This is a genomic window from Hyphomicrobium sp., assembly GCF_019753045.1.
In the GTDB taxonomy this organism is placed as follows: Bacteria; Pseudomonadota; Alphaproteobacteria; order Rhizobiales; family Hyphomicrobiaceae; genus Hyphomicrobium_B.
In genome coordinates, this window is sequence record NZ_JAIELN010000003.1 from 105,670 (window position 1) to 131,890 (window position 26,221).

General features: G+C 60.7%; 23 protein-coding genes and 1 tRNA gene. 15 read left to right on the top strand and 9 right to left on the bottom strand.

Annotation, left to right across the window (positions count from 1 at the left end):
• Window positions 1-685: 685 nt before the first annotated feature.
• From K2Q04_RS03645 to K2Q04_RS03655, 3 genes are all read left to right on the top strand, one after another.
• Window positions 686-1,081, top strand: coding sequence for a hypothetical protein (locus K2Q04_RS03645; protein WP_291159373.1), 396 nt, complete (start codon window positions 686-688; stop codon window positions 1,079-1,081).
• A 99-nt stretch (window positions 1,082-1,180) separates the two neighbouring features.
• Window positions 1,181-2,044 carry an aldo/keto reductase family oxidoreductase gene (locus tag K2Q04_RS03650; protein WP_291159375.1) on the top strand — a complete coding sequence of 288 codons (864 nt, stop codon included), beginning with the start codon at window positions 1,181-1,183 and terminating at the stop codon, window positions 2,042-2,044.
• A 144-nt stretch (window positions 2,045-2,188) separates the two neighbouring features.
• Window positions 2,189-2,494 carry a hypothetical protein gene (locus tag K2Q04_RS03655; protein WP_291159378.1) on the top strand — a complete coding sequence of 102 codons (306 nt, stop codon included), beginning with the start codon at window positions 2,189-2,191 and terminating at the stop codon, window positions 2,492-2,494.
• A 76-nt stretch (window positions 2,495-2,570) separates the two neighbouring features.
• Here K2Q04_RS03655 and mscL read toward each other — a convergent pair whose 3' ends face one another.
• Window positions 2,571-2,954: a large-conductance mechanosensitive channel protein MscL gene (gene mscL, locus K2Q04_RS03660; protein ID WP_366935738.1), complete on the bottom strand. Its 384-nt coding sequence runs from the start codon at window positions 2,952-2,954 to the stop codon at window positions 2,571-2,573.
• 293 nt (window positions 2,955-3,247) lie between these two features.
• Here mscL and K2Q04_RS03665 point away from each other — a divergent pair, with 293 nt between their 5' ends.
• The 6 genes from K2Q04_RS03665 (at window position 3,248) to K2Q04_RS03690 (ending at window position 11,510) form a co-directional block, all read left to right on the top strand.
• The gene (locus K2Q04_RS03665) at window positions 3,248-3,508 is read left to right on the top strand and encodes a DUF4212 domain-containing protein (protein ID WP_092864202.1); all 261 of its coding nucleotides are present in this window, start codon (window positions 3,248-3,250) and stop codon (window positions 3,506-3,508) included.
• A gap of 8 nt (window positions 3,509-3,516) precedes the next feature.
• Complete coding sequence (locus K2Q04_RS03670; protein WP_291159384.1) at window positions 3,517-5,355, top strand: sodium:solute symporter; 1,839 nt, start codon at window positions 3,517-3,519, stop codon at window positions 5,353-5,355.
• Window positions 5,356-5,424: 69 nt separating this feature from the next.
• Complete coding sequence (pip, locus tag K2Q04_RS03675; protein ID WP_291159387.1) at window positions 5,425-6,396, top strand: prolyl aminopeptidase; 972 nt, start codon at window positions 5,425-5,427, stop codon at window positions 6,394-6,396.
• A gap of 339 nt (window positions 6,397-6,735) precedes the next feature.
• The gene (locus tag K2Q04_RS03680) at window positions 6,736-9,606 is read left to right on the top strand and encodes a tetratricopeptide repeat protein (protein ID WP_291159389.1); all 2,871 of its coding nucleotides are present in this window, start codon (window positions 6,736-6,738) and stop codon (window positions 9,604-9,606) included.
• 177 nt (window positions 9,607-9,783) lie between these two features.
• A complete protein-coding gene (locus K2Q04_RS03685) occupies window positions 9,784-10,710 on the top strand; it encodes a sulfite exporter TauE/SafE family protein (protein WP_291159392.1) in 927 nt (308 codons plus the stop codon).
• Between the two features lie 44 nt (window positions 10,711-10,754).
• The gene (locus K2Q04_RS03690; RefSeq protein WP_291159395.1) at window positions 10,755-11,510 is read left to right on the top strand and encodes a TIGR02186 family protein; all 756 of its coding nucleotides are present in this window, start codon (window positions 10,755-10,757) and stop codon (window positions 11,508-11,510) included.
• Between the two features lie 2 nt (window positions 11,511-11,512).
• Here the strand turns inward: K2Q04_RS03690 and pdeM are convergent, their stop codons facing one another.
• From pdeM to K2Q04_RS03710, 4 genes are all read right to left on the bottom strand, one after another.
• A complete protein-coding gene (pdeM, locus tag K2Q04_RS03695; protein WP_291159398.1) occupies window positions 11,513-12,235 on the bottom strand; it encodes a ligase-associated DNA damage response endonuclease PdeM in 723 nt (240 codons plus the stop codon).
• The gene (locus tag K2Q04_RS03700; RefSeq protein ID WP_291159762.1) at window positions 12,232-14,871 is read right to left on the bottom strand and encodes a ligase-associated DNA damage response DEXH box helicase; all 2,640 of its coding nucleotides are present in this window, start codon (window positions 14,869-14,871) and stop codon (window positions 12,232-12,234) included. The genes pdeM and K2Q04_RS03700 overlap by 4 nt, the downstream gene beginning before the upstream one ends.
• A gap of 111 nt (window positions 14,872-14,982) precedes the next feature.
• Window positions 14,983-16,080: a quinone-dependent dihydroorotate dehydrogenase gene (locus K2Q04_RS03705; protein ID WP_291159401.1), complete on the bottom strand. Its 1,098-nt coding sequence runs from the start codon at window positions 16,078-16,080 to the stop codon at window positions 14,983-14,985.
• Complete coding sequence (locus K2Q04_RS03710) at window positions 16,065-16,418, bottom strand: DUF952 domain-containing protein (protein WP_291159403.1); 354 nt, start codon at window positions 16,416-16,418, stop codon at window positions 16,065-16,067. The genes K2Q04_RS03705 and K2Q04_RS03710 overlap by 16 nt, the downstream gene beginning before the upstream one ends.
• Before the next feature lie 231 nt (window positions 16,419-16,649).
• Between K2Q04_RS03710 and K2Q04_RS03715 the strand changes: the two genes are divergently transcribed.
• Window positions 16,650-18,380 (top strand): DUF262 domain-containing HNH endonuclease family protein, encoded by a 1,731-nt coding sequence (locus K2Q04_RS03715; RefSeq protein ID WP_291159405.1) that lies wholly within the window; start codon window positions 16,650-16,652, stop codon window positions 18,378-18,380.
• A gap of 72 nt (window positions 18,381-18,452) precedes the next feature.
• Here K2Q04_RS03715 and K2Q04_RS03720 read toward each other — a convergent pair whose 3' ends face one another.
• Complete coding sequence (locus K2Q04_RS03720) at window positions 18,453-20,105, bottom strand: lysine--tRNA ligase (RefSeq protein WP_291159406.1); 1,653 nt, start codon at window positions 20,103-20,105, stop codon at window positions 18,453-18,455.
• Window positions 20,106-20,193: 88 nt separating this feature from the next.
• Window positions 20,194-20,904: an alpha/beta family hydrolase gene (locus K2Q04_RS03725; RefSeq protein WP_291159408.1), complete on the bottom strand. Its 711-nt coding sequence runs from the start codon at window positions 20,902-20,904 to the stop codon at window positions 20,194-20,196.
• Between the two features lie 143 nt (window positions 20,905-21,047).
• On the opposite strand from K2Q04_RS03725, the gene mepA reads away from it, so the two are divergent.
• Window positions 21,048-22,556 (top strand): penicillin-insensitive murein endopeptidase, encoded by a 1,509-nt coding sequence (gene mepA, locus K2Q04_RS03730; protein ID WP_291159411.1) that lies wholly within the window; start codon window positions 21,048-21,050, stop codon window positions 22,554-22,556.
• Between the two features lie 109 nt (window positions 22,557-22,665).
• On the opposite strand, the gene msrA is transcribed toward mepA, so the two are convergent.
• Window positions 22,666-23,319, bottom strand: a complete 654-nt coding sequence (msrA, locus tag K2Q04_RS03735; RefSeq protein ID WP_291159413.1) for a peptide-methionine (S)-S-oxide reductase MsrA — start codon at window positions 23,317-23,319, stop codon at window positions 22,666-22,668.
• 98 nt (window positions 23,320-23,417) lie between these two features.
• The gene (locus tag K2Q04_RS03740; RefSeq protein ID WP_291159416.1) at window positions 23,418-23,912 is read right to left on the bottom strand and encodes a hypothetical protein; all 495 of its coding nucleotides are present in this window, start codon (window positions 23,910-23,912) and stop codon (window positions 23,418-23,420) included.
• A 130-nt stretch (window positions 23,913-24,042) separates the two neighbouring features.
• Between K2Q04_RS03740 and K2Q04_RS03745 the strand changes: the two genes are divergently transcribed.
• From K2Q04_RS03745 to K2Q04_RS03760, 4 genes are all read left to right on the top strand, one after another.
• Window positions 24,043-24,132: transfer RNA gene (locus K2Q04_RS03745), tRNA-Ser, on the top strand.
• A gap of 305 nt (window positions 24,133-24,437) precedes the next feature.
• Complete coding sequence (locus K2Q04_RS03750) at window positions 24,438-24,959, top strand: DUF1269 domain-containing protein (protein WP_291159419.1); 522 nt, start codon at window positions 24,438-24,440, stop codon at window positions 24,957-24,959.
• 56 nt (window positions 24,960-25,015) lie between these two features.
• Window positions 25,016-25,570 (top strand): hypothetical protein, encoded by a 555-nt coding sequence (locus K2Q04_RS03755; protein ID WP_291159422.1) that lies wholly within the window; start codon window positions 25,016-25,018, stop codon window positions 25,568-25,570.
• A gap of 45 nt (window positions 25,571-25,615) precedes the next feature.
• Complete coding sequence (locus K2Q04_RS03760; RefSeq protein WP_291159423.1) at window positions 25,616-26,203, top strand: hypothetical protein; 588 nt, start codon at window positions 25,616-25,618, stop codon at window positions 26,201-26,203.
• Window positions 26,204-26,221 lie beyond the last annotated feature (18 nt).

The following is a 26,221-nucleotide window of genomic DNA, read 5'->3' on the forward strand; positions in this document are numbered from 1 at the left end:
TGTTCGAAGAGAACTCGGCGGCCGCGCGCAAAGCGCGCGTTCTCATGCATCGGTCTTGAGATTTCCGGCGGGATTATGCGCAAAGTCTGCGCTGCGATGTTTACCCTATAGACCGGAATTTATCGTTGCAACGTCGCCAGTTCGCCTCGGTGTCGCTCGAGGTTACTCATCCCGAATTCGGAATACAGCGTGCCACCGGCTGCGGAAAGCTAATGGCTGCAAAGCCCCACGATCTGACGTGTGGACATCGCGGACACGTGTGTCTCGTCGTCTTAAAATATTCTTCGCTGCAACGCGGGTGTTTGTTCTCATCGACAGCTACGGGTGCAACGAAGCGGGACAGTCATTAGCCCTTATCCGGATCGGTTCGCATGATTTGCGTCACTCAGCGCTACGAGCCGCACGCCAGATCAAAGTCATTAGCGCGGTCAATGTTTTCGCTGGCGAGGTCGTGATGTTGGAAAGCTGCATTTATAGAAAAAGCTTACCGGCAGATGCGCTCCGGACGTTCTTCACGTGAGATTGTGCTATCGCTTTGGGACCACGCAGGTGAAATCGCGAAGGGATACGACGGTTGCGAAGAAATGGGCGGAGGAATGCTGTCAGAAGTGGTGCTATGACAAATGCATGCTCGACGCCGGATGCTATTGAGACATAATCTTCATCACGAGCGATCTCAAAAAATATGAAAAAGCATCTTGCGATTGCCTTGCTTCTCTACGTCGTAGCTGGATTTGCTTCAGCACGGGCAGATGGGGTGACCTTCGAAGAAGATAACTCGACAGGACTTATCACCCTTCGCGCCGACAAAGTTAGTTTGATGGAGATATTGCGCGCAATCCAGGACAAGTACGGAGTGGAACTTCAAGGCGTCGCTGACATGCCGGAAGGGGATTTAATAGCTGGACACTTTTCGGGGAGGCTTCCTCAAATCCTTCATCGCTTATTGCGCAACCATAATTACGCAATGATACGGTCGCCGGCTAACTCTACGGGCGTTGGGCGTATACTCCTGTCGGGTGCATCTCGAGCGGCTCCTGCTACACCGGCCACGCCTGCGCAGCCGGATTTCGTTCCGTGAGAATTGGCGGATTCATCTGCGCCCGCGAATTTGCGGTGCAGGGCCAGCGATAGTTGTCACCGCCTCGCCGCGTTTGACCGAAACCTCGGAGCCCTTGCCATGACCGACATCACTGCCGCCGGCTCTTTCACCTTGGGAGACCGCACCGTGAACCGCATGGGCTACGGCGCCATGCGACTCGCAGGGCCGGGCGTGTTCGGTCCGCCGAAGGATCGCGATGCGGCGATTGCCGTTTTGCGAGCGGCTGTCGCGTCGGGTGTCAATCACATCGACACCAGCGATTATTATGGGCCGCATGTGACGAACCAGATCATCTGCGAGGCGCTTCATCCTTATCCGGACGACCTCGTGATCGTGACCAAAGTCGGTGCCGTGCGAGGAGATGACGGCTCGTGGATTCCGGCGCTCAGGCCGACCGACATCAGACAGGCGGTTTATGACAACCTTCGGAACCTCAAGCTCGACAGGATCGAGGTCGTGAACCTTCGGCTCGGCGGCTTTGATCGGCCAATCGAGGGTCCGCTCGATGCGCAGATGGAAGCGTTGGCCGAACTCCAGCGGCAAGGGCTCGTCCGCCAGATCGGGCTCAGCAATGTGACCTCCGGACAGCTCAAGCAGGCGCGTACTTTCGCGGATATCGTCTGCGTGCAGAATCTCTACAACCTTGTCCATCGTGAAGATGACGCTCTGTTGGACGAATTGGAGAACCTGGGTATCGCCTATGTGCCGTTCTTCCCGCTCGGCGGCTTCACGCCGATCCAGTCGTCGAGGCTGTCGGAAATCGCGACCGAGCTAGGAGCGACGCCGATGCAGGTTGCGCTCGCGTGGCTGCTGCGTCGCGGGCCACATATTCTGTTGATCCCGGGCACCGGATCGGTGGCGCATCTGCGCGAGAATTTGGCGGCCGCCGAACTCAAATTGTCGGACGGGATGGTGGCGCGGCTCGACATGCTCAACACGTGAGATGTCGTGCGGGCGAGGAGGGATTAAACCGCGTTTGAGCCTAAGCGGGGGGCCGGGTTCTCGTGCCGATCGGCCCGGCGGAATTTATTAGCGCTTGCGTTTGAGAAGCGTGATAATCATTCAGGACTTTCATCGGGGGACATGATGAAGCCGGTCACCGCAACTCTCTGCATCGCCGCTGCTGTCGCCGCTGCCTGCTCGCTCAGCGCCGCCGCATCTGCCGAGGATCTCGGCTCGGTAGGCGGGGCAAACCCGGGCCTAGCGGCGAATATCGATCACGATATCAAACGAGCTGCGGCCGCAGGCGATCAGGCTTCCGGTGATCTCGATTCGCGGATCAAAGACTTGGAAGCGACACGCGCGGCCGGAGATCAGGGCAAAACTCCGGCGATCAGCCTGAGTGTGAGCGGTTGGGTCAGCCAACAAGTCCAATACAACATCAAGCAATAGTGGGTCGACGCCGCGGGCGAGAGATCAGCGAGCGCCTATCTGTGCTGCGCTCGCTGAACCCGGATGCGTCCGCGGGCTAAGCCGCTCTCTTTTCGAGAAGATCGCGAATTTCCTTGAGATAGATCTCGGTCGGCGTGGGGGCCGGAGGTGCAGCAGCCTTCGGCTTCTGGACCATGTTGATGAGCTTGATGAGAATGAAGATTGCGAATGCCGTGATGAGGAATTTGATAACGGCGTTCAGGAATATGCCGTACCTGATTAGAACGGGCTCGGTCGGCGTTGGGATTTCGACGGAAAGTTTCGAAAAGTCGACGCCCGCCAATACATAGCCGATCGGCGGCATGATGATGTTGTCGACGAGTGTGGCAACGATCGGTGCGAACGCGGCGCCGATGATGACGCCGACGGCGAGGTCAATAACGTTGCCCCGCATCGCAAATTCTTTGAACTCGTTGACTATGCCCATTGCGATGTCCTTCTCAGATGATATTTCGGACCGATCTTCCCCGACGCTAATTCAGGGTTTGAGTTGTCTTCATGAAGAGGCGAAAAATTGAAGTGGTCGTCGCCGGAAGTGGTGCAGTGTTGCAACGACTCGCACAGAACTTAAAGGATGGCATCCGGTAGGACAACGTGGCGCCACGCCGTTTTGGCTATTGGATCGTAGGACAAAGGCCGCCGCGGTCGGGCATAGTGCGATAAGCTCAGGACTGGTTTCGGGGGGCCGACGGGCGTCGAGGGGGATCAAGCCGGATGATCGAACGCAAGGAACGCAAGCCCTATTGGCGGCATACCAAATGGCAGGTTCTGGCGAGCATCATCCCGTTCATCGCCCTTGTTATCATTTTGCCACTTTATGCCGAGCAGTTGAACGCGAGCAGGTTTCTCGGTTTTCCGTTGGGGTACTTCCTTGCGGCTCACGGGTTCTTCGTGGTCGCCCTCGTTACGGTCGCCAGTTACGTCAATCGCCAAAATGCCATCGATCACTGGCATGGCGCCCATGAAGACATGTGAGGCGGAATATGGCGTTCGGCGCTCCCCGTGCGAGGATGGTCAATCCTCGGCTCGGCACGTATTTCAGCATTTTCGCGGCGCTCTATACGGCGCTGTTCCTGCTCGTTTTGATTTTCGAGCAGCTTCGTCTCGATGATCACCTTCTGAGATTGGTGATCTTCGCCGGACCCATTCTCATCTACGGTGCGATGGGTCTCTCGGTCGCGACGAACGAGACTCTCTGCTTTTTCGCGGCGGGGCGACGGGTGCCGGCAGCCTATACAGGGCTGCTGCTTGGTGCTTCGGCGCTGGGCGGGACTTTGATCGTCGCCGGTACCGGAATGTTCTTCTTCACCGGGTTCGATGCTCTCGTGCTGCTGATGGGCACGCTCACCGGTTTCGTCATCATGGCGATCGCGCTCGCGCCCTTCTACCGGAAGTTCGGCGCGTTCACCGTCCCGAGCTACCTCGGGCGGCGGTTCGAAAGCCGGGCGCTCAGGGTCGTGACGGCTGCCGTCGCAGCGGTCCCCATGCTTCTGGTTCTTTCCGCCGAACTTCAAATGGGCGGCAGCGTCGCCCAGAGGCTGATCGGCGGAAGCGAGAACGGGCTCATCTGCCTTCTCGCGCTGACCATTGCAATCTCGACCATGGCCGGCGGCACACGCTCGTCCACCTGGTCCGGCGTTGCGCAATCGATTGCGCTTTTTCTGGCGCTCTTCGCCGTGGCGACCACGGTCAGCGTCATCGTGACGAGCTTGCCGATCCCGCAGCTTGCGAACGGGCCGATGGTGCGTGGTCTGGTGCGAAACGAGGTGAACGAGGGCTTGCAGCTGGTGAACGTCTGGCCGTTGGCTTTTCAATTGCCGCCCGACGGCTTCTCATCGCTGACGAAACCTTACACGCAGCCATTCGGCGCGATTGGTCCCTTGGCTTTCATCATCGGGACGTTCGCAATTGCGACCGGCATCAGCACAGCGCCTTGGCTGTTGCCGCGTGTGGCCGCGACTCCGGGAGTTTATGAAGCGCGGAAGTCTCTCGGCTGGGCGACGGTCTTTTCCGGACTGGCGCTTCTGACGATTTCGTCGGTCGCCGTCTTCATGCGCGATTTCACGCTCGACGCTGTGCGGGCCGAACGGCTCGGGCCCTTGCCGCAGTGGCTGTTTCAAGCAGCTGCCAACCATTTCGTCGCCTTCGATCAGGCGGCGACACATCTCGGTTTCGAGGGCTTGAAGTTCGATCGCGACAGCGTGCTTTTCGCGCTTCCGGTTGCGGTCGGACTACCTTCAACTTTCGTCTACTTTCTGCTCGCCGGTGCGCTCGCGGCCGCCCTTGTGACAGCCAGCGCGACGACGGTTTCTCTCGCGGCGGTGCTTGGCGAAGATGTCGTGCAGGGCATGTCGTGGGAGCCGCCGTCGGCGCAAAACCGGGTATGGGTCGCGCGCGGCTTCATCGGCATCGTTGCCGTTTGTGGCGCTGCGCTCTCGATTGTCGCACCGACCGATCCGTTGCGGCTCGTGCTGTGGGCGCTCTCCATCACGGGGGCGAGCCTCTTTCCGGTGATGCTCTTGTCGATTTGGTGGAAGCGGCTGACGATCGGCGGAGCGATCGCCGGCGTTATTTCGGGCTTCGTCGCGGCGTCATTGGCCATCCTGATGAGCGAAATGGGCACGCTGTCGACGCCGAGCCCGATCGCGGGAATCCTCGGCCTTCCCGTTTCGCTCGGTCTTGCGCTGATGACGAGCTTGATGCGCCCCGAGGCCAGCCGTCACGCTCTGTCGATTGTCCGGGATATGCGCGTTCCGGGCGGTGAGATCATCTACGATCGCGAGATGCAGCGTTTGCAGCTCAGGAAACATGCTCGCACATAATTCCCCATGCACATCGCCGGGCGCCATCGGGTAGGATGGCTCGAGCTTTTTCCAAGCTGAAGGGCCTTCATGACTGTTCGTGATCGATTGGATCTCTATCCGCCTATCGCGCCCTACCGCGAGTATCGGCTTCCCGTCGGCGCGGGGCACACGCTTTACGTCGAAGAATGCGGCAATCCCGACGGGCAGCCCGTCGTGATCCTGCATGGCGGCCCCGGCGGCGGCAGCAACCCGACGATGCGCCGCTTTCACGACCCCGAGCGATACCGGATCGTGCTCTTCGATCAGCGCGGCTGCGGGCGTTCCACGCCGAACGCTTCGCTCGAAAACAATACGACGCCGGATCTCGTCGCGGATATCGAACGAATTCGAACGGAGCTCGGTATCGGGCGCTGGCAGCTTTTCGGCGGGTCGTGGGGCTCGACGCTGGCGCTCGCTTACGCGGAGGCTCATCCGGAACGCGTGACCTCGATGATCCTGCGCGGCATCTTCCTGCTCACGCAGGCGGAACTCCGCTGGTTCTACCAGGACGGATGCAGCTGGATCTATCCCGAGGCATTTGCGGAATTTCAGCGGCCCATACCGCCCGACGAGCGCAGCGATATGATCGCCGCCTATCATCGCCGTTTGACGTCAGACGATCTCAGCTTGCGATACGCGGCGGCCCGCGCCTGGAGCATCTGGGAAGGCACGACGCTCTCGCTCATTCCGGAACCGGAGCGTGTCGCGCGTTTCGGGGCGGATCATTATGCCCTCGCGTTCGCTCGGATCGAGAGCCATTACTTCGTCAATGCCGGGTTCTTCCCGCGTGACGGCGAATTGCTGCTCGAAGCTGGGCGCCTGAAGCACATTCCGGGTGTCATCGTGCACGGGCGCTACGATGTCGTGACGCCAGTGAAGAATGCCGTGCTTCTCAACAAGGCCTGGCCCGGTTCCGATTTGCGCGTCGTTGCCGATGCCGGGCACGCGATGACGGAGCCCGGCATCGTCCATGAACTCGTTCGCGCAACGCGGAAGTTCGGGTCGGCAAGTCCAGCGTAGATTTTTACGGGCTACGCGGCGATGTAGCTGCATCACATGAGGTCATTGTGCTCGCAGTTGCCGAATCATTGCCCGGCCGTGTCGAAATTCGTTCGATTGGAGTCGTTCGGATCCTCGCAGGCGGGCAAAATAAGACATTGTAATTGAATATTTTTATCATTTTAGCACGGCCCTTAACCCCGCGTTTACTGGCCTGCTTCGATTGTTACTCCGAGCCTGATTTGTGCCGCGTCCTCACGTTCGCAATTTGCCCCGCGCGGTAAGGACGCCTGCGATGTCCCTATCTCGCTGACATTGCGTTCTCCCGGACCGTCAGCATCGCGTTGCCTCGAGGGGAAAATGTCCAATCCGGAATTGAGTGCTGGCTACTCGCAAGACCAGGACGCGAGTAGTGCGGACAGCAACCGCGCCGAGCTCAAGGCAATGCTCGATGTGATTGCCGCTCAGCTCGTGGACGCGGACAAGCGCCACACGGCGGCACTCGCCGAAATGCAAGAGCGCATTAACGGAATGGGTCGTGAAGCGGATGCGCTCCGTCCTCGCGTTCCGCAAGAATTTGCGCCTGCGTTCGTACGCATCGAATCGGCGATGGCGGAGCTCGCACAGCGGTTATCGGATCCGGCCGAACTCAAGTCGACGGCAAATGACAAGCGGTCGGCCTCCGGTTCGTCGCGGTTCAATGACCCCTACGGATCGATGATGCCGATGGCGTTGCGCTCAGCGCATAACGATGCGCGAGATCGCGATGACGACCTTTCGAAGCGTGCGCCGGCCGTCGATACGTTCGACGTGATCGACTCCGTGCCTGGCGATGCGACCGATCCCTGGGATCGCGCGGCAGCCGATGCCTTGGCCGGTCTTTACGAGACGGGTGACGTGAATTTCGCGCCGAAGGTGCATTATTCCAGCGGTTCCGTTGCGCGCGCGGGAAGCGGGCAGGGCGTCGACGAGGCGTGGCTTGAGGGCAAGTTCGCCGAGATTGCCCAGGGGATCGAGCAATCGCTCGCAGCGATGCGGCCCGACAACGGCATTGCGGAGATCAGTCAACGCTTCGACCAGTTCGAGCGGCAGTTCGCGAAACTGTTCGCCGGCGTCGCGACGCACGACGATCTGGCGGCCGTGCACCTGATTGAGTCGCATGTCGCCGAGGTGGTCAATCATCTCGTGCAGACACAGGATCAGCTGGAACGGCTCAACATCATCGAGGCGCAGCTTGCGAGCATTTCGCACACGCTCGCCGATGTGCAGGGTGTGCCGGTCGATGCGATCACCGGCGCGGTGCCGGTGCAGCGTGCTCCCGATCTCGATGCGATCGCACGGGCGGCGGCCGAGCAGACGGCTCAGCGTTTCGCCGATCTTCGCGCCGACGACCGTCATTCGGCGGCCGATGAGCTGCGTCCGCTGATCGAGCGGATGATGTCGCAAAATCGCCAGGGAGAAGAGCATACCGCAGCTCTTCTCGATACGATGCAGCAAGCCATGATCCGTCTTTTGGATCGTGTGGATGCAATTGAATTCGTTCAGCAGGCCGCAACTTCGCCGGAGCCTGACAGCCGACAGTATCGCAGCGGATCGTTCGGCGGCGAAACACAGCGCCGTCCGGAGCTGGTCGAGGTCGACGATGAAGACATCGACGAAGCGCTGGGCGCTGTCTTTGCGGAAATTTCGGCGAGACCTTCGGTCGCTTCCGCTCTGGCGCGGCCGCGCGAGGTTTCTGCATCGTCCGAAGAGGCCATCCGCAAGGGTGAGAAGAGCCGCCAGGATTTCGTTGCCGATGCGCGGCGCGCCAAGATGCGCCTTGCCGCCGAGCAAGACGAAATTGCCGGTGGGCCAGCGTCGTCGGTCTCGATCTCGTCTTCGGCCTCCGAGGGTCCGATGGCCGCGCCGCCTGCCGGAAGCCGGCCCATTCGCCCGGCTGCCGTGCCGTCGAAAAAAACATCGGGTCCGTCCGCGCCATCGCCACGTCTGATGGTGATTGCGGCCGTTGCGCTCATTGCGCTGGGTGGCCTCTGGTACACGTTCGGTTTCGGCAAAGCCCACGTGAGCGAGCCTTCCAGCGTGCAACAGGTCGAGCCTGGAATGTCTCCGCAGGCTAATGGTGGCGAGACGGGCGGGTCGACGGACGCAGCCAAATCGGTCCCCGGATCTTCGTCTCCTACAGGGCATGAGGACAAGGCGGCCGACCCTTCGCTCGGCGGGAACGGGCCGCGCGGCGATCTCGCGCCGGGCGACGGCAGGCGCGAAAATACTGCCTCCGATGCTGCGCCCCGGCGCGTCACGGCTTTGCCGATGCTTGGCGTGGCCGTCGATCTCGATCAGCCTGTAACGGCGGCGGGGCTCGAACAGGCGAAGCGTCATCAAGCGATGGCTGAGATGTCGGGCGAGCTCGGCAACGCGGCTGCCCGGATGGGCGACGGGTCGTCCGTTCCGGCTTCAATGGTGCCGAGCGCAGCTGAGACCGAAGGCGCGAAAGCCGATCTCACCACCGGATCGGTTTCGCCAGCCCCGTCGAATACGAGTGCGTCGAAGTCGTCGCCACTCGACATGCCGCCCGCAACGGTCGGCCCGCTGTCACTGCGTCTCGCGGCTGCAAACGGCGATCCTTCGGCGCAATTCGAAGTCGGCGCTCGTCTCGCGGAAGGCAAGGGCACGACGCAAAGCTTCCAGGATGCCGCGAAATGGTATCAGCGGTCGGCGGATCAGGGCTTCGCGCAATCGCAGTACCGGCTCGGTACGCTCTATGAGCGCGGTCTCGGGCTGAAGCCCGACGCGGCGCAGGCGGCAGTCTGGTATCAGCGTGCGGCGGCGCAGGGCAACATCAAGGCGATGCACAATCTTGCGGTGCTCAGCGCCAATCAGAACGACCAGTCTCCCGACTATACGACGGCAGCGCAGTGGTTCGAGGCAGCCGCGCAGCGCGGTCTCGCGGACAGCCAGTTCAATCTTGCGGTGCTGTACGAAAACGGTCTCGGCGTGACGCGGGACATGAAGCGGGCGTTCATGTGGCTTTCGATCGCTGCTCGCGGCGGCGACGCCGATGCGGTGCGGCGGCGCGATATCCTTCGCGGCAAATTGACTGCGGAAGAGGTGAAGGCCGCCGACAAGATGATCGCGGCTTGGAAGCCTTCTCCGTCGAGCCGCGACATCAACGATGCCCGTACGGCCGGCGAAATCTGGAAGAGCAACCCGAAAAACGGCATGAACGGCTAGCGGCCTTCGTTCTGAGGGGCGAGGGCGCCGGGAAAGCTGCAACGATCATTTTTGTGACGGGTTGTGACACGCCATAATGGCACCGGTGCTTGCCGCGCCTCGCCGATTGGTGTCCCTTAGCGCAATCTTTCCGAGACGACTTCCCTTTCTGCGCCGCTCGCCGCCCAGGACCGCCGGATGACCCTTTATCTGCCGATTGCCGAGATGTCGGTTTCCGTCATCACCTTTCTGGCACTCGGCGGAACTGTGGGTTTTCTCTCCGGGCTGTTCGGTGTCGGCGGTGGATTTCTACTGGCGCCGCTGCTGACGTTTCTCGGCATACCGCCGGGCGTTGCTGTCGCGACCAGCACGTCTCACGTCGTCGCGTCATCCGTTTCCGGCGCCATGACGCATCATCGGCGCGGCAATGTCGATGTGAAGCTCGGTCTCGTCATGCTGGCGGGCGGCCTCGTTGGCACATACCTAGGCGTCAATTTCGTGAGGATACTGACGGCGAGAGGTCTTTTCGAGCTTACGGTTTCGCTGACCTACGTGATTTTCCTCGGCACGGTCGGGACACTTATTTTGTTCGAGGGAATAAACGCGTCGCGAAAGCCTCGGGCGCCGGGTGGCTCTTCTCTGCGTAAACCGGGCCAGCACAGCTGGATCGAACGTTTGCCGTTCAAGATGCGGTTTCCACGGTCGAAGCTCTATACTAGCGCGGTGCCTCCTGTCGTGATCGGCATGTTCGTCGGCTTCATGTCGGCGATCATGGGCATCGGCGGCGGCTTCGTCATGATCCCGGCGCTGATTTATCTCTTGCGCGTGCCAACCGGTCTCGTCATCGGCACATCGCTTTTTCAAATCGTCTTTGTTTCCGCAACGGCGACGGTGCTGCACGCGGTCGAAAACAAGTCGGTCGATATCGTCCTTGCCGTGATCCTCATCGCTGGCGGCGTTTTGGGCGCGCAATTCGGCACGATGGCGGGCGAGAAACTTCGTGGCGAGCATCTACGCGTTTTGCTTGGTATGCTGATCCTGCTTGTTGCGGCCCGGATGGCTTTCGATCTGGCTGTGCGGCCCGGCGACCTATATTCGCTCGCGCTACTGCCGGGGGCACCATGATGTGCATCCGGATGCTTCAGCGGCTTTGCGTAGCGATATTCTTGATGTTCGCGATTACCGGCGGAGCTGCTGCTGCCGACAGGCCGAAGGAGGGCGTGGAGGCCGACGCATCAACGCGGCAGGTTGCGATCACGTCGAGTTTCACGGGCACGGAAATTCTGGTTTTCGGCACGGTCGAGAACAGCGTGCAGCCAAGTCCGGAGGCTGGAACCTACGACATCATCGTCGTCGTCGAGGGAATGCCTTCGCCGGTGGTGGTGCGAGAAAAATCGCGTGTTGCCGGTATCTGGATCAACACCTCGTCTCTGCCGTTCGCATCGGTCCCGAGCTACTATGCGATCGCTTCGACGCGGCCGATCGACGAGATCGCCGATAGGGCCCTTTTGGATGCAAATCAGATCGGCTTCGACCACGTGCACATGGCTCACGCGCGGGATGTCGACGTGGATGCCGCCACCGTACAGTCGTTCAAGGACGCGCTGATCCGCCTGAAGGAGGCGCAAGGCGTCTATGTCAGACGGGACTTCGGTGTGACTTTCATTGGCCGCAGCCTGTTTCGTGCAACGATTTCTCTGCCGCCGAACGTGCCGGTCGGTCCGCTGACCGCGCGCGTCTACCTCTTCAAGGAGGGAAAGCTGCTCGGCCAGTACCAGAGCCGCGTGATGCTGCAGCGTGAAGGCATCGAGCGGTTCATCCATAATTTCGCGATATCGCAGCCGCTTGCCTATGGCATTGTGACGGTTCTGCTTGCGGCGGCAGCTGGACTGACGGCCGCCTTTGCATTCCGCAAGCCTGCGTAGGTTCAATCTTCGCGCAGAAGGCGTGGCGCGACGGGATAGAGGCCCTCGTGGCCGAGCATCCAGACGTCGAGGCCATCCGCACCGAACAGCGGTTCGAACGCGGCATCGAGAATGTTCAGGCCTCCGGTGAATGCGCCGAATGCGGGCATGACGAGGCGGAGGCGATTGCCGACGAAGCAGGGACGCCGCAACGAGGTTCCGTGGAATAGGAGGCGGGCTGCGGGATGGAAGTGTCCCGCGATCTCGTGCGTGCCGGCTCCGGCATGCGGCTCGTGGCGCAACGCGATGCCGCCGACAACGATCTCGGGCATCACATAACCTGCGAGCATGCGGTCGATGCTCGGATCGTGATTGCCGGTGATCCAGATCCAGTCGCGATTTTCCTGAAGTATGCGAAGGCTTTCGACGTCGCCCGGGTCCATGCGCGCGGCACCGGCCGGATCGTGGAGGCTGTCGCCGAGGCAGATGACCGTTTCAGGGTCGTACCTGTCGATCAGGATCGCGAGCTTGTGGAGCGTTTCGCGTGTGTCGTAGGGCGGCAGCATTTGGCCGCGCACGGCATATGACGAGCCCTTTTCGAGATGGAGATCGGAAACGATCAACGCCTTCTCGGCCGGCCAGTAAAGTGCGCCCGACTTATGCGCGACGAAAGTTTTTCCGCAAACGAGCACAGGCTGGTCGGCGAAATCGTCGAGCCCGATGCGCTCCGGCTTCAGCATGTTCATGTCCGCACATCCCCCGTTGCTTCGCGGATCAACTCGTCAGCGGCATCGCGTAAAATTGCGTCACGGTCTTGGCCATAAACCAGCTCAACTCCAATCTCCAGCAGCACCGGCACGGCAAGCGGAGATACATGATCAAGAGTTTGATGTCTGATTCGGTGCTTGATGCGAGCCAGAAAAGCGCCGAGTCGCTTGATATCGAGGAGCCCCGTGGCAGCGTCGGCCCAGGCGGCCTCCAGCAGCAAGTGCCCGGGATCGTGCCGTCGAAGCACGTCATAGATGAGATCGGTCGAGATCGTCACCTGACGGCCGGATTTGACTTTGCCGGGATGCCTGCGCTCGATCAATCCGGCGATGACGGCGGATAAGCGGAACGTGCGCTTCATGAGCGCGCTTTCGGCGAGCCACGCATCTAGATCGTCGCCCAGCATGTCTTCGTCGAAAAGTTCTTCGAGCGACAGCCGGCCATTGGAGATGAGGCTCGAAATGTCGTCGTGCGCCCAAACGGCCAACGCGTAATCGTTGGCGACGAAGCCGACGGGCCTTGCGCCGATACGGTCGAGGCGGCGCGTCAGCAGCATACCGAGCGTCTGGTGTGCGAGACGGCCCTCGAACGGATAGGCGACGAGGAAGTGCCGATTGCCGCGCGGAAATGTTTCGATGAGCACTTCGTCAGGCGCCGGGACGACGGAGCGTTCGGTCTGCAACTCCAGCCAGTTGGCAACGGGGTTTGGTAGACCCGACCACACGCTCGGATCAGAGAGCATGTCGCGCACGCGTTTAGCCAGATGCGTCGACAGGGGAAATTTGCCGCCGTCGTAGCTCGGCACCATCGGATCTTCGGCGGCGGCGCGCGAGACGAAAACTTCGGTGTCCCTGATGCCTTCGAAGCGAAGCACTTGACCCGCAAAGACGAACGTGTCGCCCGGCGTCAGTTGCTCGGCGAAATGTTCCTCGATTTCGCCCAGGACGCGGCCGCCGATGCGGGCGATATTTTTCTTCCCACCGCGGCCCGAGACGAGGCGCACCTTGAGATGAGGCGCGTCGACGATGGTGCCGATATTCAAGCGGTATTGCTGTACGATGCGCGGATTGGCGACGCGGAGCTTGCCGTCGTCCGTCGGTCTCAGTTTGGCAAAGCGTTCATATGACTTCAGCGCGTAGCCGCCTGTCGAGACGAAGTCGACTGTGCGATCGAACTGGCTTCGCGTCAGGCCCGCGTAGGGAAGCGCCGAGCGCACTTCGTTGAATAGCGCATCGGGATTGAACGGCGCCTGGCACGCCATGCCGAGAACGTGCTGCGCTAAGACGTCGAGCGCGCCGATGCGCGATAGCGTGGCGTCCTGGTCTCCGGCTTCCGCCGCCTGTTGGGCTGCCCGGCATTCGAGAACCTCGAAACGATTACCCGGAACCAAGATCGCTTGGGACGGCTCGTCGAGTCGGTGGTTCGCGCGGCCAATCCGCTGCAACAGGCGGCTTGCTCCCTTCGGCGCGCCGAGATGGATGACGAGATCGACGTCGCCCCAGTCGATGCCGAGATCGAGCGTCGATGTGGCGACGACGGCGCGCAAACGCCCTTCCGCCATTGCAGCTTCGACCTTCTTGCGCAGGGCGGCTTCGAGCGATCCGTGGTGCAGGCCGATCGGCAGGTTGTCGTCGTTGATGCGCCAGAGTTCCTGGAATGCGAATTCGGCCTGCATGCGCGTATTGACGAAAACGAGCGACAGCTTATGCGCGCCGATGGCTTCATAGACTTCGCGCATCGCGTAGCGAGCGGTGTGGCCGGTCCAGGGAATTTCGTTTTCGGCTTCGAGAATTTCGATAACGGGCTTCGCGCCGCCTTTGACGGTGACGATATCGGATAGGCGCGTCACCTCCTCAGGCTCCGTTTGCGGTACGAGATAGCCGCGAAGTTCGCTCGGGCGCGCGACCGTCGCCGACAATCCGATCGTCATCACGTTCGGCGCGATCTTGCGCAGGCGCGCGAGATCGAGTGCGAGCAGATCGCCGCGTTTCGAGGCTGCAAGCGCGTGCAGCTCATCGAGGATGATCGTATCGAGATCGGCGAACAGATAAGGCGCATCGGGGTGACTGAGGAGGAGGGCCACCTGCTCCGGCGTCGTCAGCATGATCTGCGGCGGCTTCACGCGCTGTCGCTGCCGGCGTGCGAGGGAGGTGTCTCCCGTACGTGTTTCGGTGCGGACCTTGAGGCCCATTTCCTCGATCGGGTGCGTCAGGTTCCGTTCGACGTCGGCCGCAAGCGCTTTGAGCGGCGAAATGTAGAGCGTGAATAATCCCGCGCCGATTTTCTTCCTCTCGCCGTTGTGGATCGATATCAGGCTCGGAAGAAAGCCTGCGAGCGTTTTGCCGGCGCCGGTCGGCGCGATCAGTAGCGTCGAGCGGCGCTCGCGTGCGGCATCGAGAAGTGCGAGCTGGTGAGGACGTGGCTTCCAACCGCGCTTTGCGAACCACGCGGCGATCTCGGCAGGCAGAGGTTCGGTCGCGCGAGGTGAGCGCGTCCGGCGCGTCTTTTTCTCCGGCGTCGATGCCATCAGCGCGGCGCTGCGTGGTTTGCGCGCGACGTCTTTTGCGGAAAGCGGCTCGGCCGTTTCCGGATTCTTGATGGATTTGCGCGGCACGCTCAATTTTGGCTTCGGCAAATTCGCTCAGGTCACTCTAAATCGCTTTTATGGGCAACTTTGCCGTTATACCTGCTGAAGCTTCCGAAGACGTCGAAAAAAACGCGGCAATTAAAGCGGCCGTTCCGCCCAGTCGTCGGCACGGCGGCCACGGATTGCGGCGAGGTTGGTGTGGCCGCCTGTTTGCAGCGTCTTTGTCAGGAAAGATTTGATCTCTCCAATCAGGCTCGGGCCTTCGTACACAAGGCCGGTGTAAAGCTGCAATAATGTGGCGCCAGCTTCGATTTTCTCGAGCGCACGCTCGCCGCTGTCGATGCCGCCGATGCCGATGAGCGGGATCCGGCCTTCGGTCTGCTTGAAAATACGGGCGAGCATGGCCGTCGAGCGTTGAAAGGCGGGGCGGCCGGAAAGGCCACCGGCTTCGCGCGCCTCGGGCGACTTCAATCCGTCACGCGAGAGGGTCGTGTTCGATACGGCAATGGCGTCGACGTCGTAGGCGACGAGCTTTTCAACGATCGGCGCTATGTCATCGGCGGCGATGTCGGGGGAAATTTTGACGACGATCGGACGTCGCTGCGCGCCGTCATTCGTCAGCCTTGTCCGCGCGGCCATGATGCGTGCGAGAAGCGCTTCGAGCGCGGCGGGCGCTTGGAGATCGCGAAGCCCGGGCGTGTTCGGAGAGGAAATGTTGACGGTAAAGTAGCTGGCGACCGAGCTGAACCGCAGAAGGCCCAACACGTAGTCTTCGCCGCGGTCGACGCTGTCCTTGTTGGCTCCGATATTGACGCCGACGATACCGCCGCGGTTCATCCGGGCTTCGAGACGCGCGAGAGCCGCGGCGTGGCCGCCATTGTTGAAGCCGAGCCGGTTGATGAGGGCATTGTCCTGGATGAGCCTGAAGACACGCGGCTTCGGATTCCCGCTTTGCGGATGCGGGGTAACGGTGCCGATCTCGGCGAAGCCGCAACCCATGCCGAGCACGGCATCGGGTACGCGGGCGTCCTTATCGTAACCAGCTGCGATGCCGACCGGATTTTTGAATTCCAATCCAAACACCGTTTGCGAGAGCACGCGATCGTCGGAGCCGAAGGATCGCGGATAGAGTCCACATTCGAGCGCGCGCACGGTGAGTTCGTGTGCTTCCTCGGGAGCAAGCGCGAATAGCGCAGGGCGCGTCAGCCGGTAGATGCCTGTCAGCACGCGAACCACTCCTCGTCAAGGCAGTGAACGCCATCACTATTTTTTTGCAATGGGCGCACCCATAAAGCCACAGAAGCGGGAAGAGCGGAGCAGAGGTGAGGAAAAAGCTCGCCTCCGCGAGATTGTTCCCATTTTAGATCAGCGCCTAGTGCGGCCGCCTCGAAGGCGATGAGAACGAGATCGCGTTTGCCTTTGAAATGTTTTTCTAATGTGCCGGACAGCTGGTGCTGTTGTGACAGATGAATGAATCCGTCTCGCTTGTCGTCGAGCGATCCTTCATAATTCCCTTTTTCAATTGCACTTGACCATTCATCAGCCGTGGCAATTTTGTAGACGATCTTTTTCATTCCATTTTGGACTTTGCGGATGCGTGCGAAAAGATATCATCCGATTATCGGAAGCATCGGCCGGGGTGTGGCGCTGGTGCATGATCGTTGCTATCACGAATGGCTAGGCACGCAACAGTTTGGCGGGGTGCGTGTTAATAGCTGCAGGCGAAATACTTGGGCCCGCGAACGGCAGTCAAGAGGGTTGTGGCATTCGTGTATCCTACGGCATCGCTTAGCATTGCAGAATTGTTGTCCGGTCCTTACCTACTGAATATCCCGCTTTTTCAGAGGCCCTATTCCTGGGGTCGAGAGCAGGCCGAACAGCTCCTCGACGATCTTCTGGAAGCCGCCGGTATCTTGTCCGACGACGAGCCGGAACCTGCTTACTTCCTCGGCGCCGTGGTGCTGATGGATGCGCCGGGGGCTGAAACGGCGAAGCTGTCGCCCAAGATGACTTCCCGCGAATTCGGAGTGATCGACGGTCAGCAGCGCCTTGTCACATTGATGACGCTGCTTGCCGTGTTGCGTGACCTCGAAACAGATCCGCGAAAGGTCGTCTCGAAACGCGTTCAGGGAATGCTCGTCGCACAGCTGGGCACCCGGTTTTTCCGGACGGAGCGTTTCCGGCTGCACCTTTCGACCCGCGAGCGCGCCGTTTTTGAAGACAACGTCTTGTTGCCCGGCAGCTCGGTGCTGCCAGCCAATATTCATTCGCCTTCGCTTCCCGAAGCGACGCTTCTGGAGGTGCGTGACCGCTTCAGGACCGTGCTTGCGGAACTCACCAACTCGGACCGCACGGCGCTTGCCGATTTCATCGCGGACCGGTGCTTCGTGGTCGTCATCGTCGGCAATGATATCGATCGTTCCCATCAGATGTTTGTCGTTCTGAACGAGCGAGGCAGAAAGCTGCAGCGCAACGACATCCTGAAGTCGGACATCCTCGCGCGCATGTCGGCCAACGACGCCAAATGGGCCGTCGCGATGTGGGATGAAATGAGCGTGGAGCTCGGGGAAGGGTTCGAGGCGTTTTTCGCACATCTCAGAACCATCTACGGGCACGGGCGGCTGCAGATCGTTTCAGGCGTGCGCCAAGTCATTCGCGATGCCGGCGGTTCGGAGGCGTTCTTCAAGGAGGTTTTTCTGCCGCTCGCCAAATCGTATGCGATCGTTCGCAACGGTGGCAACGGCGTGTTGCCGCGAGAGATGCAGTCGACGCTTGCATACCTCAACCGCTTGCCGGAGGCCGATTGGGCCCCGGCCGCTATTTTCGCGCTCAAGGATTGGAAACGCGATCCTGCCCGGGCCGCGTTTCTGCTTGGCGAGATCGAGCGGCTCGCCATGCTCACCCGGCTTTTGTGCGCGGGGTCCGGAAAGCGCGTTCGCCGGTTCTCGGAGTTCGTCAAGGTCATTCGCTCCGGCGAGCCGATCGACAAATCGCATCCTGTTCTGCAATTGACGCGGGACGAAGTGCGCGGCATCGCGTTTCATCTCAAGGATTTTCACAAGCGCAATCCGAAGGTTTGCAAGCTGCTTCTGCTGCGGCTTGGAGACGAATTGTCGGGCGGGATGGATGCCGTCGATCCCGATCAATATACGATCGAGCATGTGCTGCCGCAGCGGCCCGCCGCCTCGAGCCCGTGGCGGCAATTGTTTCCCAGTGCCGAGGAACGCGCGCAGCTCGTCGAAAGCCTCGGCAATCTCGTGCTGATCACGCAGCAGGACAACGACCGCGCGCGCAACGCGTCGTGGGACGACAAGAAAGAGATTTATTCGAAAGGGTCGAGCCAAGCTCCGATGCTCGCCATTACGCGCGACGTCATCGGCGAGCGCGAATGGCGACGCGGGCAGATCGAAACGCGGGAGCAGCGGCTCGTCGGATTGATCGACCGGATCTGGCGCGTCGACATTCTTGGGCAGAGGTCCGGACCGCGGGCGGCAAAAGCGGCGGAAGAACCAGAGGCTGCGACGCCTCTCGTCTAAGCCCCGAAACGGAGATCCCTCCCGGGCGCCGATCATTTTGCGATCTCAGCGCGCCTCGCCGTCGGCTCGGGCTCAGGCGCTGGCGAGCGCGCCGCTGAGTGCCTTGGCGATCAGTGCGCGGGTTTCCGGAATTCCGTAGAGCGCGACGAACGTGCCGAGGCGGGGCCCTCGCTCCTGCCCGAGCAGGATCTCGTAGATCGCCTGGAACCAATCAAGCTTGACGCCGGGTCCGCCCGTTGGGCTGGTCTTGGTCGGGTCCTGATAGCGCGGAATGGCCCGGCCGACGTCGAGCAAGGCGTTCTGAATCGTGTCGCCGTCGCTATCGGCCGGAAGCGACGCGAGGGCCTTGTCGAGACTTTTGAGGGCCGAGATCTCGACGTCGTCGGGCGTGCGGAACTTCTTCGTCGGCTTCACGAAGTCTTCGTAGTAGCGGATCGCGTAGCCGGCGAGCTGGTCGATGATCGGATTGTCTTCCGGCTTCGCTCCGGACGCGTAGCGGCCGAGGAAGCCCCACAGCACATCCTTGCTGTGCGCGTGCGAAACCGAAACGAGGTTCAGCAGCAAGCCGAACGTGACTGGGATTTCGGGCTTCGGCGGCGCGCCGTTATGGATGTGCCAGACCGCGTTGTCGATCTGCTGTTTCGCTTCCTGCTTCTGATAGCCTGACAGGAATTGCAGGTATTCGTCGACGGCGCGCGGGATCACGTCAAAATACAGCCGCTTGGCGCTTCGCGGCTTCTGATACATGAAAAGCGCCAAGCTTTCGGGCGACGCGTATGTCAGCCATTCGTCGATCGTCAGGCCATTGCCGCGCGACTTTGAAATCTTCTCGCCTTTGTCGTCCAGGAACAGCTCGTAGACATAGTGTTCAGGCGGAACGCCGCCGAGGATTTCGCAGATCTTGTCGTAGATCGGCGCGTTCGTCTGGTGGTCCTTGCCGAACATCTCGAAGTCGACGCCGAGCGCGACCCAACGCATGCCGAAATCCGGCTTCCACTGGAGCTTCACCTGGCCGCCGGTGACCGGCAGCGTGATGTCTTTGCCGTCTTCGTCCTCGAACGTGATGGTTCCGGTTTTCGGGTCCACCTTCTTCATCGGGACGTAGAGGACGCGGCCGCTCTTTGGCGAGATGGGGAGGAAGGGGCTGTATGTCGCCTGCCGCTCTGCGCCGAGCGTCGGCAGCATGACCTTCATGATGTCGTCGTAGCGTTCGACGGCGCGCAGGAGAACTTCATCGAAGCGGCCGGACTTGTAATACTCCGTGGCGCTCGCAAATTCGTAATCGAAGCCGAAGGTGTCGAGAAACCGGCGCAGCATGGCGTTGTTGTGATCGCCGAAGCTTGCGTAATCGCCGCCCCACGGATTGGGCACCGACGTCAACGGCATCTGCAGGTAGGGCTCTAGCGCCTTGCGGTCCGGAACGTTCTCCGGAATTTTCCGCATGCCGTCCATATCGTCGGAAAAGCAGAGGAGGCGCGTCTTGCGCTTGCCTTCGGTCAGCGTCTCGAATGCATGGCGCACCATCGTCGTGCGCGCGACCTCGCCGAAGGTGCCGATGTGAGGAAGTCCGGACGGCCCGTATCCCGTTTCGAAGAGGACGGTTTTTGTGTCGCCGTCGGGCAGGCGCTCGAGGCGTTTGATGAGCCGGCGTGCTTCTTCGAACGGCCAAGCCTTGGAGTCTTTGCTGGCTGCGGCCTGCTCGGTGGTGAAGACGAGTGCGGTCATCTGATGCTGCTGCGGTCGGGTGTGGTTGATATTACAAAGGCTTGCTTTGCGGCGAAGGCGCGCACCGTAGGTGTCTCGGAGGTCAGCGTCAACGCGCGGCCGAATGCTCCGCGATAAATGCCGCAACGGCGTCTGCGGCGGCCGCAAGGTTGCCCTTTCGGGTGAACCCCGAATTTCCACGCGGACCGAAATCATGATCGCCGTCGCTCATCCAGGCGAAAGTGATTTTCCTGGGAAGCCGCATCGCTTTGATTTCGCTTTTGGTTCCAAACGGATCGCGCTCGCCTTGGACGATCAGCGCCGGGCAGCGAAGTTTTTTCAAATGCTCGGTGCGCAGCTTGTCCGGCGTGGACGGGGCGTGAAACGGGTAGCCGAGGCATACGAGGCCGCTGATCTTCTTCTCTTCGTAAAGCTCGTCGGCCAGCATGCTCGCGACGCGCCCGCCCATGGACTTGCCGCCGATGAAGAGCTTTTGGCGCGGGTTTTCGGCGGCGATTGCGCTGACCACGTCCCTGTACTCGCCAATGAGCTTCTCGGCTTTGGGCGGCGGCCGCTTGGGGCCGCCTTCGCGGCGGCTCGCCATGTAAGCAAATTCGAAGAGGGTGAGGGTGACGCCTCGTTCACCGAGAAGCGCGGCAAACGATTCCATGAACGAAGATGTAATCCCCGCCCCGGCTCCGTGCGCTAAAATCAGGCGAGCTTCGGCAGCGGATGGGCCGCTATCAATTCGAAATGCCGGCGCGGCCTTCGTTGTCGCCTCGGCGCTGACGGGTTCGGTAACCTTCTGAAGACGTTTCACAATGTGTTCGCAATGGAGCTAATGCCGCTATCCATGGTTCGTTAATGTGGCGTCAGGCAACACTGCAACTGAAATCGCTTTTGGGTCAGAATTTCGCCCGAGTATGGTCTAGGATGAGCGATGTCAAAAAACGGGGACAAAGCATGAGGGCCGCAAGGTTACTGGTGCTCGCGGTCTTCTGTGCGATGGCCATGGTTTGGGCTCCGCTGCTCCAATGGCCGGGCGTGCCGCTGTCAGTCTTGAATTTCATCGGACCGCTCCGCGCCGACCCTCAGCAGGTCGATGCCTCGAGCGGCGTTCCGGTTGCGGCCGATCCCGCGCATCCTGATCCTGTTGGTCCCGATAACGGCAATCACGCCGATTCCGGTCATCACGTGCCGCTACCGGCTTTCGTGCCGAGAAGCGGTGTGCTGACGAATTCGAACGAAAGCGGGCCGGAAGGCGAGGAGTCGCAAGCGACAAGTGCGACACCGACCGCCTCTTCTTCGACGGACACGACCACGGGATCCGTGACGACGAAACATCCGTCGGGAGCTGCGCCGAGTTCGTCGAAGGCGCGTCCGGTCTCGATCAAGGTCGAGCCTATTCCGGGAACCGAACAGGCGGAGCCGTCCAAAACGCCTGTCTGGCCGAAATTCATCGGGGCAAAAAATCTTTTCGGCGCGGCCAAGGTTCCGGCGAAGCTCGAAGCACGTGCCATCGGAACGTATTCGCGTGGTTGCCTGGCGGGCGCCGTACCGTTGCCGATCGACGGTCCTGCCTGGCAGGAGATGCGATTATCGCGCAATCGCAACTGGGGCCATCCGAAGCTGATCGCGCTCGTCGAACGTTTTGCCAAGGATGCGCAAAAGCTTGACGGCTGGCCGGGACTGCTCGTTGGCGACATCGCCCAGCCGCGCGGCGGGCCGATGATCACCGGGCACGCCAGCCACCAGATCGGGCTCGATGCCGATATCTGGTTGACGCCGATGCCTGATCGCCGTCTCACTCCGAAAGAGCGCGAGGAGATGCAGGCGACGTCGATGCTCGATTCCACGAGCGTTGCCGTCGATCCGCAGATTTTCACCGAAAAGCAGACCGCGCTCATCAAGCGGGCGGCGTCCTATCCGGAGGTCGAGCGCATCTTCGTGCATCCTGCGATCAAGAAGGCGCTTTGCCAGACCAAAGATACGGACCGCAAGTGGCTCGGGAAGGTGAGGCCGTGGTTCGGGCACTACTATCACTTCCACATGCGCATCAAGTGCCCGGAGGGTTTCGCGGGATGTGCGCCGCAGCCGCCGCCGACGGGGGACGATGGTTGCGGGAAGGAAGTCGATCAATGGCTGGCGAAAGTCATTCCGTCCAAGACGCCGCTCGAGCCCGTTCCGCCAGTTCCGGGTGTGAAGCCGCCGAAGGCGCCGCTCATGCTGGCCGAGCTGCCGAAAGAATGCCAAGCCGTGCTTGCTTCCGGACCTGAGCCCGTCGCTGTACCTCTCGAGGCGCTGATGACGCCTTTGCAAGTCAAGAAGACATTGGCGAAAGCCGCCGCTGTTCACGCGACAATTGCCAATGCTGCGGCTGTGCCGGGCGAGAAGGGGCTTCCGGCGCATTTGGCCAATAGCCCGGCACTTCGTCCGCATCTCAAGAAGGCCGCGACGGTCGATCCGAAATAGAAAGGCCGCCAGCCAGCCCCTTTGGGCATGGCTGACGGCCTTGGCGCGAGTCTTTGATTGCGTCGGCCGACTCCCCTGCGGGGTGTCGGCCGCCCAACGCTTTCGCCGCCTAGGCGGCGGACGCGGGCTTCGGGCATGCGACGCCCGTTCCGGCGAGGCCGCAGTATCCATGCGGTACCTTGGCGAGGTACTGCTGATGGTAGCCTTCGGCCAAGTAGACCGGACCGGTCGGCCTGATCTCTGTCGTGATCGGGCCATAGCCCTTGCCCGCGATCGCTTCTTCGTAGGCTTTACGCGATGCCCCGGCGGCAGCTTGCTGCTCTGGCGTCGTCGTATAGATCGCTGACCGGTACTGTGTGCCGATGTCGTTTCCCTGACGGAAGCCCTGGGTCGGATCGTGGGCTTCCCAGAACGTCTTCAGGAGCGTGTCGTAGGAGATGGCCTTCGGATCGAAGACGACGACCACGATTTCCGTGTGGCCAGTGCGGCCGGAGCAGACCTCCTCATACGTCGGGTTGGGCGTATAACCGCCTGCGTAGCCTGCCGCGGTGATCCAGATGCCGTCACCCAGCTCCCAAAACAGCCGCTCGGCGCCCCAGAAGCAACCGAGGCCGAATATTGCGACCTCGTGCCCGGCGGGATAGGGCGGGTTCAACGGCTGCGAAAAGAGATAGTGCTCGGCGTCGGGGCTGAGAATTGGGGTCGGGCGGCCCTTGGGCGCCGACTCCGCGGACGGCATAACGACATGCTGCCTGGCGAACATGGATTGGCTCCTTCTTATTATTGTTTGGATGATGCCCAGTATACGAAGGCTCATCCCATTTCGTTTCAGGGCCGGCACGGTGTCGTTCATTTGGCCGGTCAGTAGTCGTTCGCGAAAATGCGGATCCGGCGGCGCGGTCGTCCGAGGTAACCGCAGGCAATCGTGAGCAGGAGGAAGATCACGGTTCCCGGCAGGTTCAATATCGACGTCAGGACCGGGTCCCAGAAGAATGGGTCGACCGTGGCCGTGGCCGACCGCTGAAGCGACGCTACGAACGCGGGCGACCACGTTTGCAGATGCTGCATCAATGAGATGGCGCCGGAGCTGCCGTCGACGGGCGGTCGCGAAACATCGGCCGCGAAGGCGATGAGCGTAAATAACGCAAAGAGCGCGGCGAGAAACCGCAGCATCAATCTGGGGCGGGTTTCCGGGTTCACGACGCTCATCACGAGCGTGATCAGGAAGGCGGCCAGCGCGAGGCGTAGCAGCCAGGGATTGCTTGGCTCGCCGGTCGCGTACCATAGGCAACAATAGGCAATTACGCCTAATGCGGCCAGTCCGGCAAAGATTTTGAGTAGCACTGAGCTGGTCATATTCGCGCTTGCTCGTTGACCGGGTGCCTTTGTGTGACCGCGACGGGCGGCGGTCAAGCATCAAGACTTCATCGAGCGGCGTTGCGCTTGGCGCGCGGATGGGTTAAGTGCGCTGCTTCGCGATTGCGATGGAGGGGTGGCCGAGTGGTTGAAGGCGCTCGCCTGGAACGCGTGTAGGCTCGTAAGGGTCTCGTGGGTTCGAATCCCACCCCCTCCGCCAATCAAAAAAAATATATTATATTTCAGCATCTTATATTGTGACGCTTGCCTTGAAACGCGTTCGCGGCGCGAATGGCAATCTATTTAATATGTTTCTTGACCGGACGTTCACCGGCTCGCTGTCAGATATCAAGCGCAGAGAAAATGAGAAGCCGGTCCCAAACTTGGGAGGCTTCCCGACGCCGCATCATTGCGCGGCAACGTACGTGTTTTCAGATTCGCCCATTGCATCTTGCCGCTCCGCTCGAGCGACGGGGCCATAGCTTGAAGTGACGTTCAACAACCGCGCTACCCCGGAGGTCCGCAATGTCTGATCTCGTAGTGATTGTTTATCCGTCCGAGGCGAAAGCCGAGAAAATGCGAACGAAGCTCGCTTCGCTTCAGAAGGAATACCTGCTCGAGCTTGGCGATGCGGTCATTGCCGTCAAGCGAGAGGACGGCAAAGTCAAGCTCAACCAACTTGTCAACACGACGGCAACCGGCGCTCTAAGGGGCGGGTTCTGGGGCACTCTGATCGGCATGATTTTTTTGATGCCCCTCTTAGGAGCCGCAATTGGCGCGGCTTCGGGCGCAGTCGGTGGCGCACTGAGCGACTATGGCATCAACGATGCTTTCATGAAGGAGCTGGCGGCCAACCTGCACCCCGGTGACGCGGCACTATTTCTGCAGGTCAAAAAGATGACAGGCGACAAGGTCCTGGACGCCATCAGAGGAACTGGCGGTGTCGTCCTCAAGACATCGCTCGATGACAGCAAAGAGAAGGCGTTGCGCGATGCCATTGCTGCCGCGCCTCCTGCATCTGTGTCCGGTACGCCGCACGCTGCCTGAGTGGGTCCCCGTTCGGGGCTTCGCAAGAAGCCTGCCTGATGCAGGGAGGAAAATCTGTGACTGACACTGGGTCGCCGATAAGCTCACGAAATTCGACGGACGTTTCCGTCGAACCCCCGGGGCATACGCGCAAAGAAGATCTGCTTCTGCGAACGCTGCCCTATCTCGTGGTGCTGGCGCTGACGATTGCCGGTGTCGCCTTTACCAGCGTTACGCACACGCCTCTCGTTCGCTATTGGGAATTATTGGCGATAGCGACCGCTATCCTTTGCGTCACGACAGGCTGGCCTGATCACGACCAGAAAGGTCGTTTCGAACTGCTTTGGAAGCAAGCATCCCACTGGGTGGCAATTATCATAGCGATGAGAATCGTGCTGCTGCCCGATATTCAAACGATGTATACGGGGCCGGCTACGGGTTACACGCTTCTGTTGCTGCTGGCTCTTGGCACATTTCTCGCTGGGCTGAATATTTCATTTCAACTCTGTGTTCTGGGCGTCGCCATGGTCATTGCCGTACCGGCGATGCTCTGGCTCAAACAAACTGCCCTCTTAGCCTTCTTGATAATAGCAGCCATCGTTGGAATTGGGGTGGCGTTCTGGCGGCGCTAGTTACGCCGCGATACCCGGCCGCGAGAGCACTACGGAGATGGAAGCATGTCATTTGCAATACTCCTAGTAATCGGTGGCCTTGCGATCATGGCATTCGGCCTATTCTTGTTTTACGCTTGGTTGCCCCTGTTCTACGGGCTGGTTGGCTTCGATATCGGTCTCCTTCTTGGCCGGTCGCTGACTGGCGACATCGGATCGATGGCGATTATCATCGGCGTTTTCGGTGCGCTTTTTCTAGGCGGGATGGCGTATTCCCTCGAGCCGTATCGGCGCATTCTGCTTGGCATCTCAGGCGGTGCCCTGTTCGGCCTTTCGCTTGCTTCGTTGTTCAATTTGGATAGTGCGGGCGGCGGGTTCTTAGGCACCTGTTTGGCCGTCGTCGGCGGTATTCTCGGCGCAAATATCGTGCCGAAATATTTTGACCTGTTCGTTATTTGCGTATCCGCATTCGGCGGCGCGGTCCTGATCATGGCGGGTGCTCATCTGCTTCTGCCAGGGGCGGGGCTTTTCGATCGGACTGCCGGCGGCATTCTTCCAACACTGATGACCTTGGCACTAACCGCGGTCGGAATAGGCTGGCAATTTAGAAACATCGACAAGTGGGTTGGAACACATCCCATTCAAGAACGCTAAAGTTCGACAGGGCTCGGT

Excerpts from the sequence above, each read along its gene's own strand:
- K2Q04_RS03645 (WP_291159373.1), top strand. The coding sequence starts at position 686 with ATGAAAAAGCATCTTGCGATTGCCTTGCTTCTCTACGTCGTAGCTGGA.
- K2Q04_RS03650 (WP_291159375.1), top strand. The coding sequence starts at position 1,181 with ATGACCGACATCACTGCCGCCGGCTCTTTCACCTTGGGAGACCGCACC.
- K2Q04_RS03655 (WP_291159378.1), top strand. The coding sequence starts at position 2,189 with ATGAAGCCGGTCACCGCAACTCTCTGCATCGCCGCTGCTGTCGCCGCT.
- K2Q04_RS03665 (WP_092864202.1), top strand. The coding sequence starts at position 3,248 with ATGATCGAACGCAAGGAACGCAAGCCCTATTGGCGGCATACCAAATGG.
- K2Q04_RS03670 (WP_291159384.1), top strand. The coding sequence starts at position 3,517 with ATGGCGTTCGGCGCTCCCCGTGCGAGGATGGTCAATCCTCGGCTCGGC.
- pip (WP_291159387.1), top strand. The coding sequence starts at position 5,425 with ATGACTGTTCGTGATCGATTGGATCTCTATCCGCCTATCGCGCCCTAC.
- K2Q04_RS03680 (WP_291159389.1), top strand. The coding sequence starts at position 6,736 with ATGTCCAATCCGGAATTGAGTGCTGGCTACTCGCAAGACCAGGACGCG.
- K2Q04_RS03685 (WP_291159392.1), top strand. The coding sequence starts at position 9,784 with ATGACCCTTTATCTGCCGATTGCCGAGATGTCGGTTTCCGTCATCACC.
- K2Q04_RS03690 (WP_291159395.1), top strand. The coding sequence starts at position 10,755 with ATGTTCGCGATTACCGGCGGAGCTGCTGCTGCCGACAGGCCGAAGGAG.
- pdeM (WP_291159398.1), bottom strand. The coding sequence starts at position 12,235 with ATGAACATGCTGAAGCCGGAGCGCATCGGGCTCGACGATTTCGCCGAC.
- K2Q04_RS03710 (WP_291159403.1), bottom strand. The coding sequence starts at position 16,418 with ATGAAAAAGATCGTCTACAAAATTGCCACGGCTGATGAATGGTCAAGT.
- K2Q04_RS03720 (WP_291159406.1), bottom strand. The coding sequence starts at position 20,105 with ATGACCGCACTCGTCTTCACCACCGAGCAGGCCGCAGCCAGCAAAGAC.
- mepA (WP_291159411.1), top strand. The coding sequence starts at position 21,048 with ATGAGGGCCGCAAGGTTACTGGTGCTCGCGGTCTTCTGTGCGATGGCC.
- msrA (WP_291159413.1), bottom strand. The coding sequence starts at position 23,319 with ATGTTCGCCAGGCAGCATGTCGTTATGCCGTCCGCGGAGTCGGCGCCC.
- K2Q04_RS03740 (WP_291159416.1), bottom strand. The coding sequence starts at position 23,912 with ATGACCAGCTCAGTGCTACTCAAAATCTTTGCCGGACTGGCCGCATTA.
- K2Q04_RS03750 (WP_291159419.1), top strand. The coding sequence starts at position 24,438 with ATGTCTGATCTCGTAGTGATTGTTTATCCGTCCGAGGCGAAAGCCGAG.
- K2Q04_RS03760 (WP_291159423.1), top strand. The coding sequence starts at position 25,616 with ATGTCATTTGCAATACTCCTAGTAATCGGTGGCCTTGCGATCATGGCA.